Source organism: Ensifer sp. NPDC090286 (genome assembly GCF_044769565.1).
Taxonomy (GTDB): Bacteria; Pseudomonadota; Alphaproteobacteria; order Rhizobiales; family Rhizobiaceae; genus Ensifer.
Genome location: NZ_JBIVYF010000003.1, coordinates 1,086,494 through 1,095,061, shown reverse-complemented (window position 1 = coordinate 1,095,061; position 8,568 = coordinate 1,086,494). Strand labels below are relative to the sequence as shown.

Below are 8,568 nucleotides of genomic sequence, written 5' to 3'. Positions count from 1 at the left end.
AGCTCGTCAGGCTCATAACCTGAAGGCCGCAGGTTCAAATCCTGCCCCCGCAACCAAATCAAAAAAGCCCGCTCGGAGAAATCCGGCGGGCTTTCGGCGTTCTAGAGACGAAGTTGACGCCGCACCAAAAGGCGAAACAAACAGCGCCAAGTCGCGTCGCCAGCACCCCATCAACGGGTTCTTGGCTCCCGCCGCTGCGCCGCGATTACCTCAGCCAGTATCCGATTGAGTGCGCCGGGGCGCTCCAAGGGTACATAATGACCGCACTCGGGGATGATACCCAGATGTCCATCGAGGGCGGCTTCTGCCTGGGAGGCGCTGATCTTTGGCCCGGGAGCAACGTCGTCCGCACCGCTTACGATCGTGACACGGCCGGGAAACGCGGAGAGGCAATCATCCCGGCTCGGTCTTGTGTGGAACACGCTGACCCCGCGGGCGATCTCACCGGGTGAGTGCCGCGTTGCCATCCTTTTCGCCTGGTCGATGACGGCGGCGCTCGTGGCGCGTGAAAACAACGGCGCCCAGTAGGTTTCCCAGGCCGCCTCCACGCCATCCTCCTCGATCACCCGAAGAGCGCGTGCGTGGAAAGCCGGATCGGGCCGGTGTCTCGCTTTCGTACCAATGAGCACGAGAGAAGATACCCGTTCCGGCGCGATCATCGCGACCTCGAGTGCACAGGATCCGCCGACGGAACAGCCGACCACGATGATGTTGTCGCCCTTGACCGGCTCGAGCGCGGCTCGCGCCCAAGCGTGAAGGGTGTCGCCTGCGCAATAGAGGCTTGGCGCATACGTTGCGTCAGGCAAAAGATGCATCTGCTTCGCCCACATGGAGCCGTCGAGCGGCAAAGCGTGCAACAACAGAAGTTCGGGGCCTGATTTTGGCTGCGGCAGGCTGGCGGGACTGGCGATCATGAACGCACTATGGGCCCGCCGCCGGCGAAAGGCCAATCCGGCCGCGAGAAAGTCGGTTCATCACATGGGCGATGGCGGATCGCATACCATCGGGAAAGCGTGGTCGTTCTTGATGTCGCGCACCGCGCTGGACAATCGCGCAAAAATAGAAACTATCGCGGTGAATTGGAGTCCAAACGCGGCCCGGACAGGGCGGGGGAGTGGCGTCGCATGAGTTATCAGGGAACCCTGGACGTTCGGCGAAATCGACCCGCCTACGCGCTCTTTTTTGTCTGTGCCGGCCTGGCAATCCTCGGCAGCCTGCTTTCCGCCTCGGACGATTCTTTCTGGCGCTGGCTGCATTATCTGACCAAGCCGACGGCGACCCTGCTGCTTCTCGTCGTAGTGTTGCGAACGATCTCCCAAACAAACAGTGCCTATGCCTGGGCCGTGGCGATCGGCCTTGTCTTTGCGGCAGTTGGCGATGTCTTCCTGATGCTGCCGGGTGATTATTTCCTCGCCGGCCTCATTTGCTTCCTGCTGACCCATTGCGCCTACATCTATGCGCTCACCCGCGACGCCAGATTTGCCGATAGCAAAGCTATCTTCGCCGCCTTTGCACTCGTCGCGCTCGCCGTCGTCGGCGGGCTCTGGACCTCGCTCCCGCCGGAGATGCGCATTCCCGTCATCGTCTATGCACTGGCGCTCGGTGTCATGGCGGCCCAGGCCATCTCCCGCGCCCGGCAGCTTTCGGGAACGCCTCGGGCGACGGCAGCACGGTTCGCCGCCTATGGCGGCGTGTTGTTCCTGATCAGCGACAGCATTCTCGCCTATGGTCGCTTCCGCTTCGCGATCCCCTTCAACGCGCTCTGGGTGCTCGGCACCTATTACGCAGCTCAATGGTTTTTTGCCCGCTCGACCGATGACCACAGCCGCTGACAATACTTCACACCTCCGTGCCACTTTCGACGGACTGCGCGCGGCCTGGCGCGACGAACGGCCGTCCGTCGAGCAACGCCGCGCAGACCTGAGCCGGCTCAGGGATCGCCTGCGCGCCCGCATGGAGGAGATGTGCGAAGCAATCGACCAGGACTTTGGCCACCGCGCCCGGCATGAGACCTTGCTTGGCGAAGGTGGCGTCGTGCTTTCGGAAATCGACCACACGCTGGCAAAGCTCAAACATTGGGTCCGGCCGGAGCGTCGCAAGGCCGGCTGGAAGCTGTGGCCGGCGAAGGCCGAGGTGCGGTACGTGCCGCTCGGCGTCGTCGGCATCATTTCGCCGTGGAACTATCCGGTCAATCTGGCGCTGGCCCCGCTGGTGGCAGCGATCGCCGCCGGTAACCACGTGTACCTGAAGCCGTCGGAACACACGCCGCGCACCGCGGAATTCCTTCGCTCGCTGCTTGCCGACGTCTTTCCCGAGACGCGGGTGGCGGTCGCCTTGGGGCCGGCCGAGCTTTCGGCGGCCTTCTCGGCGCTGCCCTTCGATCACCTTTTTTTCACCGGCTCGACTGCCGTCGGCCGCAAGGTGATGGCAGCGGCGGCGCAGAACCTGACGCCCGTCACGCTGGAGCTCGGCGGCAAGTCGCCGGCGATCGTCGGCGAGCACGCGGACCTCGCCAAGGCCGCCGCCCGTATTGCAACCGGCAAGTTCTTCAACGCGGGCCAGACCTGCATCGCGCCCGACTATGTGCTGATCCATGAGAGCAAGCGGGATGCTTTCATGGAACTGCTGAAGCGCGAGATTGCCGCGCGCTACCGGTCGAAACGCGGTCTCGACGATTACACGTCGATCATCAACGACGCACAGTACGAGCGCCTAAAGCGGCTGATTGCGGACGCCGAGGGGCGCGGCCATCCGGTGGTTTCGCTTCTCGACGAGGCAGTGGAAGTCGTCGCGCGGCAACGCGTCCTCATGCCGACCATCGTGCTTGATCCGGACCACGACAGCGCCGTCATGGGCGAGGAAATATTTGGGCCGATCCTTCCCATCGTCAGCTACGCTTCCATCGAGGAGGCCATCGCCTATGTGGGCGATCGCGACCGCCCGCTTGCACTTTATTGCTTCAGCCGCGACAGGGCTGAAATCGAAGCCGTCCTGTCGCGCATCGTCGCTGGCGGCGTCTGCGTCAACGACACGCTGTATCAGTTCGGCTGTAACGACCTGCCCTTCGGCGGCATCGGCGCCAGCGGCATGGGCCACTATCACGGGCGCGACGGCTTCCTGACCTTCTCCAAGGCGATGCCGGTCCTGAGGAAGCTCGATCCCGCGCCGAGCGACCTGGTGAAACCACCCTATCGGGGTATCGCCGACTGGGTCATTCGCTTCCTGTCACGATAATTCGCCAAAAATCTGCATTCAGGCGGCAATTTGGCCTTGTAGCTCTAGTTGCTAGAGGTCGTAGCCTTGCTTCAGAATTTGCAAGGAGCAGGTTATGGCGAGCACTATTCGGGAAGCCCGTTATCGCGTCGAAGGCATGGATTGCGCGTCCTGCGCGTCCAAAATCGATACGGCAGTGCGCAGGCTTTCGGGCGTCGAGGACGTATCGGTCTCTGTGTCGGCGGGCACCATGTCGGTCAAGTTTGCCGACGAGAACGATCTTTCGACATCGATCGTGAGCAGGGTCGGAAAGCTCGGCTATCGTTTGCATCCGATCCAGGCAGGCCAGGCGCAGGAGCGGAAGACGGCCCATGTTTGCTCCGGGCACGATCACAATCATGAGCACGATCATGACCATAGCCATGACCACGATCACAGCGGTCACGATCACGATCACGATCACGACCACGGACACGATGATCACGCCCATCATCACGAAGGCAACGCCGGCCATAAGAGTGAGGCGGCCGCAGCCGCGATGGGACTTCATGGTCATGACCACGGCCCGACGAGCGGTCCCTGGTGGAAGTCGGGCAAGGGCAAGCTGACGATCGCCAGCGGCCTGGCGCTGATTGCTGCCTATGCGGTCGGCAAGACGATCCCGGCGACCGAGCCCTGGATCTTTACGCTGGCCATGCTCGTCGGTCTGCTGCCGATCGCGCGGCGCGCCTTTGTCGCCGCAACCATGGGCACGCCGTTTTCGATCGAGATGCTGATGACGATCGCCGCGATCGGCGCGGTTTTCATCGGTGCGACCGAGGAGGCGGCGATGGTCGTCCTGCTCTTCCTGGTCGGTGAACTGCTGGAAGGCGTGGCCGCCGGCAAGGCGCGCGCCAGCATCCAGTCGCTGACGGCCCTCGTTCCGAAATCCGCCTTCGTCGAGCGTGACGGGCGGCTGGATGAGGTTCCCGCTGAGACGCTGAGCGTCGGCGCCGTCATTCTCGTTCGCCCCGGCGACCGCATTCCGGCCGATGGCGTCATTCTCTCCGGCGAAAGCGCCGTCGACGAAGCGCCGGTGACCGGCGAAAGCACGCCGGTGCGCAAGGAGGTCGACGACACCGTCGTTGCCGGCACCGTCAATGGTTCCGGCGCGCTGCGCGTGCGGGTGACGGCCGCCGCTGCCGACAACACCATCGCGCGCATCGTCCGCATGGTGGAGGAAGCCCAGGAAAGCAAGGCGCCGACCGAGCGCTTCATCGACCGCTTCTCGCGTTACTACACGCCGGGTGTCGTCGTCGTGGCGGCGTTGGTCGCCGTGCTGCCGCCGCTTCTCTGGGGCGGCTCCTGGGATGAATGGATCTACAAGGGGCTTGCAATCCTCTTGATCGGCTGCCCTTGCGCGCTGGTCATCTCGACGCCGGCAGCGATCGCCGCCAGCCTTTCGGCCGGCGCCCGTCGCGGGTTGCTGATGAAGGGTGGTGCCGTGCTTGAGAATGTCGGCAAGGTCACGGCCGCCGCTTTCGACAAGACCGGAACGCTGACCGAAGGCAAGCCGAAGGTGACGGATATCGTCGGCTTCGGCCGCTCGGAGGCCGACGTTCTGCGCCTCGCGGCCGCGCTGGAGCAGGGATCGAGCCACCCGCTTGCCCGGGCCATTCTGGAGCGCAGCACGGCCGATGGCGTTGCGATTCCCAACATCGCAACCGTCAACGCGGTCGGCGGCAAGGGGCTGGAAGGCACGGTCGAAGGCGCAGCACTCTTCTTCGGTTCGCCCAAGGCGGCCGCCGAGCGGACGCCAATGACGCCCGACGAAAAAACGCGCGTCGCGGCACTCAACGATGAAGGCAAGACTGTTTCGGTGCTGGTGGCCGGTGGCGTAATTGCCGGCGCCATCGCCATGCGCGACGAGCCCCGGCCGGATGCGGCCGCGGGTGTGAAGGCGCTCACCGATGCCGGCCTGCGCGTCGTCATGCTGACCGGCGACAACCGCCGCACGGCCGAAGCGATCGGCCGCCAGTTCGGCATGGAGGTCCGCGCTGAGCTGCTGCCCGAGGACAAGCAACGCATCGTGCGCGAATTGAAGGCGGAAGGCTTCAATGTCGCCAAGATCGGCGACGGCATCAACGACGCGCCGGCGCTGGCCGCGGCCGATATCGGTATCGCCATGGGCGGTGGCACCGATGTGGCGCTGGAAACGGCGGACGCGGCGGTCTTGCACGGCCGCGTGGGCGACGTTGCGGCGATGATCCGGCTCTCCCGCTCGACGATGCGCAACATCGTACAGAACATCACGATTGCGCTTGGTCTGAAGGCCGTCTTCCTCGTGACGACGATCATCGGCGTCACCGGCCTTTGGCCGGCGATCCTCGCCGACACCGGTGCCACCGTTCTCGTCACGATGAATGCCCTCAGGTTGCTTCGGCCCGTGCGAGCCGCCTGAGAACCACCATAACTCCTAAGACGAAGGACCGGCGGCACCCGTTGTCGCCGGTTTTTCGCGTCCAAGTGCCTGTGTATATTCACGCTGGACTCTCACCAGCGATCTGATGAGAGTATAAGGAGATCACGGTTGAGGGCTTTCGCCCCGAAAAATCGATGATAAACTTAGACCAAATGGTAAAAAAATCGCCGGCACGGTTTCTGGGAAGAATGCCGAAGCGGGCCAGTTTGGGGATCGCAAGGCCAATATGGACAATATTGCCATCGAACTGCGTGGGATCGACAAGAGTTTCGGTCCGGTCCACGCCAACAAGAACATCAATCTAAAAGTCCGCAAAGGGACGATCCACGGCATCATTGGCGAAAACGGTGCGGGAAAATCGACCCTGATGTCGATCCTCTACGGCTTCTATCAGGCCGATAGCGGTGAAATCCTCGTCGACGGAAAACCCGTCGCGATCCGTGATCCGAATGCGGCGATCGCCGCCGGCATCGGCATGGTCCACCAGCACTTCATGCTGGTCGAGAATTTCACGGTGCTGGAAAACATCATGCTCGGCGCCGAGGACAGCCAGATCCTCAACAAGGGCATCGCCAAGGCGCGCGTGGAATTGAAGCGGCTGGAGCGCGAATACGCGCTGGAAGTCGATCCGGATGCCGTCATCGAAGAACTGCCCGTTGGTCTGCAGCAGCGCGTCGAAATCCTGAAGGCGCTCTATCGCCGGGCCGATATCCTGATCCTCGACGAGCCGACCGGCGTCTTGACGCCGGCCGAGGCCGACCACCTCTTCCGGGTGCTCGAACAGCTGAAGAACCAGGGCAAGACCGTCATCCTCATCACCCACAAACTGCGCGAGATCATGGCGATCACCGACGAGGTGTCGGTCATGCGCCGCGGCGAGATGGTCGCGACGCGTACGACGGCCGAGACCTCGGTGGAAGAGCTCGCTGAACTCATGGTCGGCCGTCGCGTCTTGCTGCGTGTCGAAAAGGGCGAAGCCAAGCCCGGCGAGGTGAAGCTCGCCGTCGAGGGGCTGACGGTCAAGGACGGCCGCGGCGTCACCATGGTCGACAACGTCTCGCTCAACCTGAGGGCGGGCGAGATCGTCGGCATCGCCGGCGTTGCCGGCAACGGCCAGTCCGAACTGCTCGAAGCGATTTCCGGTATCCGCCGGGCCGTATCGGGCTCCGTGCTTCTGAACGGCAAGCCGATCGATGTTACCGGCCGCGCCGACCCTTCCGAACTGCGCAACCGTGGTCTCGCCCACGTGCCGGAAGACCGCCATCATGTCGGCCTCGTCCTGAAGTTCGAGGAATGCGAAAACGCGATCCTCGGCTACCATCACGACAAGCGTTACCTCAACGGCGTCTTCCTGAACGTCGATGCGATCCGCAAGGACGCTGAGCAGCGCATCGCCGAATATGACATCCGACCGCCGAATCCGCGGTTGAAGACCGCCAATTTCTCCGGCGGCAACCAGCAGAAGATCGTTCTGGCGCGCGAAATGGAGCGCGGGCCTGATGTGCTGATCATCGGCCAGCCGACGCGCGGCGTCGATGTCGGCGCCATCGAATTCATCCATAGACGGATCATCGAGATGCGTGACCAGGGCATGGCTGTCCTTTTGGTCTCCGTGGAACTCGATGAAATCCGCGCCCTGTCCGACCGTATCCTCGTCATGTTTGCCGGCCGTGTCGTCGGCGAGCGCGATCCGGATGCGACCGAGGGCGAACTCGGCCTGCTGATGGCCGGCGTTGAAGGCCGCAAGGAGGCCGCAGAATGAGCACCCCCTATGCTAAGCTTCCGGGCTGGGTCGAATACGGCCTCGTCCCGCTGGTCAACCTCGCCGTTGCCTTCCTCGTCGCCGGTCTCGTCGTGCTGCTCGTCGGTGAAAACCCGCTGGAGGCGGCCTATCACCTGATCAACGGCGCCTTCGGCCGCGGCGAATATCTCGGCTTTACGCTGTACTACGCCACCACCTTTATCTTCACCGGTCTTGCCGTTGCGGTGGCTTTCCATGCCGGCCTCTTCAACATCGGCGGCGAAGGCCAGGCCTATGTCGGCGGCATCGGGGTGGCCCTTGCCTGCCTCTGGCTCGACCAGACGATGCCTTGGTTCGTGGTCTTCCCGCTGGCGATCCTCGGATCGGCCTTCTTCGGCGCCGCCTGGGCCTTCCTGCCGGGCTGGCTGCAGGCCAAGCGCGGCAGCCACATCGTCATCACGACGATCATGTTCAACTTCATCGCCTCGAGCCTGATGGTCTACTTGCTGACGCGCGTGCTGAAGCCGCTTGGCTCCATGTCGCCGCAGACGCGGACCTTCGCCGAAGGGGGGCAACTGCCCAAGCTCGATTGGCTGCTCGCGATCTTTGGCCTCGATATCGGCACGGCGCCGTTCAACGTCTCGTTTCTGCTGGCGCTGGTCGCGGCCTTCTGCGTCTGGCTTTTGATCTGGCGCACCAAGCTCGGCTATGAGATGCGCACCATGGGCCACAGCCCTTCGGCAGCACGTTACGCCGGCATGAGCGAGAGCCGCATTACCGTCATCACCATGATGATCTCGGGTGCGCTTGCCGGCATGATGGCGCTCAATCCGATCATGGGCGAACAGGGGCGCATGCAGCTCGACTTCGTGCAGGGCGCAGGCTTCGTCGGCATCGCCGTGGCGCTGATGGGCCGCTCGCATCCGGCGGGCATCATCCCGGCGGCCATCCTCTTTGGCATGCTCTACCAGGGCGGAGCCGAGATCTCCTTCGAAATGCCGTCGATCTCGCGCGACATGATCGTCATCATCCAGGGTCTCGTCATTCTCTTTGCCGGTGCACTCGAAAACATGTTCAGGCCGGCGATTGCCCGGCTGTTTGCGATGCAGAGCCGCCGTGCGGCCGTCGTGGCACAGACCAAGGGAGCTTGAAG

At 63.4% G+C, this 8,568-nt stretch carries 6 protein-coding genes; 5 read left to right on the top strand and 1 reads right to left on the bottom strand.

Features of this window, described 5'->3' with window-relative positions; all coding sequences use genetic code 11:
- Positions 1-170 precede the first annotated feature (170 nt).
- The gene (locus ACIQUG_RS20570) at positions 171-914 is read right to left on the bottom strand and encodes an alpha/beta fold hydrolase (protein ID WP_402323723.1); all 744 of its coding nucleotides are present in this window, start codon (positions 912-914) and stop codon (positions 171-173) included.
- Between the two features lie 210 nt (positions 915-1,124).
- On the opposite strand from ACIQUG_RS20570, the gene ACIQUG_RS20565 reads away from it, so the two are divergent.
- The 5 genes from ACIQUG_RS20565 (at position 1,125) to ACIQUG_RS20545 (ending at position 8,566) form a co-directional block, all read left to right on the top strand.
- Positions 1,125-1,832: a lysoplasmalogenase gene (locus ACIQUG_RS20565; RefSeq protein ID WP_402323722.1), complete on the top strand. Its 708-nt coding sequence runs from the start codon at positions 1,125-1,127 to the stop codon at positions 1,830-1,832.
- Positions 1,816-3,234, top strand: a complete 1,419-nt coding sequence (locus ACIQUG_RS20560) for a coniferyl aldehyde dehydrogenase (protein ID WP_402323721.1) — start codon at positions 1,816-1,818, stop codon at positions 3,232-3,234. The genes ACIQUG_RS20565 and ACIQUG_RS20560 overlap by 17 nt, the downstream gene beginning before the upstream one ends.
- A 94-nt stretch (positions 3,235-3,328) precedes the next feature.
- On the top strand, positions 3,329-5,653 hold the full coding sequence (locus ACIQUG_RS20555) for a heavy metal translocating P-type ATPase (protein ID WP_402323720.1): 2,325 nt from the start codon (positions 3,329-3,331) through the stop codon (positions 5,651-5,653).
- A 247-nt stretch (positions 5,654-5,900) separates the two neighbouring features.
- Complete coding sequence (locus ACIQUG_RS20550) at positions 5,901-7,436, top strand: ABC transporter ATP-binding protein (RefSeq protein WP_043622811.1); 1,536 nt, start codon at positions 5,901-5,903, stop codon at positions 7,434-7,436.
- Positions 7,433-8,566 (top strand): ABC transporter permease, encoded by a 1,134-nt coding sequence (locus tag ACIQUG_RS20545; RefSeq protein ID WP_034805123.1) that lies wholly within the window; start codon positions 7,433-7,435, stop codon positions 8,564-8,566. The genes ACIQUG_RS20550 and ACIQUG_RS20545 overlap by 4 nt, the downstream gene beginning before the upstream one ends.
- Positions 8,567-8,568: the final 2 nt, after the last annotated feature.

Bases quoted from the DNA above. Each gene is read 5' to 3' on its own strand.
- ACIQUG_RS20570 (WP_402323723.1), bottom strand. From the start codon at position 914: ATGATCGCCAGTCCCGCCAGCCTGCCGCAGCCAAAATCAGGCCCCGAA.
- ACIQUG_RS20565 (WP_402323722.1), top strand. From the start codon at position 1,125: ATGAGTTATCAGGGAACCCTGGACGTTCGGCGAAATCGACCCGCCTAC.
- ACIQUG_RS20560 (WP_402323721.1), top strand. From the start codon at position 1,816: ATGACCACAGCCGCTGACAATACTTCACACCTCCGTGCCACTTTCGAC.
- ACIQUG_RS20555 (WP_402323720.1), top strand. From the start codon at position 3,329: ATGGCGAGCACTATTCGGGAAGCCCGTTATCGCGTCGAAGGCATGGAT.
- ACIQUG_RS20550 (WP_043622811.1), top strand. From the start codon at position 5,901: ATGGACAATATTGCCATCGAACTGCGTGGGATCGACAAGAGTTTCGGT.
- ACIQUG_RS20545 (WP_034805123.1), top strand. From the start codon at position 7,433: ATGAGCACCCCCTATGCTAAGCTTCCGGGCTGGGTCGAATACGGCCTC.